Raw genomic sequence first — 398 nt, 5'->3', positions numbered from 1 at the left:
TGCTGCCGTTGTCGCCGGTGGCGGGTGAGCTGGGAATGGCGGCGTTGCCGGCGGTGTACTACGCGCTCTTGGTGGCCGTGCTCGTGCTGTACGGCATCGCGCTCGTCGTCGCGCGCAGGCGCTACGACCGGCGCCGGAAGATCCGTTTCGCGGCGTAGACGACGGCCACGACGAGCAGCACGAAGAACACGACGAGCAGAATCAGCACGATCACGAGGAACTTGCCGAGTTTGGCGAGGAAGCCCTTCTTTTTCTTCGCGGTCGCGTCCGCGGCGTCCACGGTCGCGGTGGCTGCCGGGCCGGCCGTGGCCGTCTTGGTCGCCTTCGTGAGTACTACGGACGTCGCGGCCGGGCGGGGTGTGCGGGGCGGCGGCGAAGTCACGGCCGTGGCTTTTGCG

General features: G+C 68.8%; 1 pseudogene. It reads right to left on the bottom strand.

From position 1 onward, the window contains the following. Positions 1-121: 121 nt before the first annotated feature. A pseudogene (locus GT354_RS23015) lies at positions 122-398 on the bottom strand (hypothetical protein); the annotation flags it as partial.

The organism is Streptomyces sp. SID3343 (assembly GCF_009865215.1).
GTDB lineage: Bacteria > Actinomycetota > Actinomycetes > Streptomycetales > Streptomycetaceae > Embleya.
This window is presented reverse-complemented; position numbering and strand designations above follow the sequence as displayed.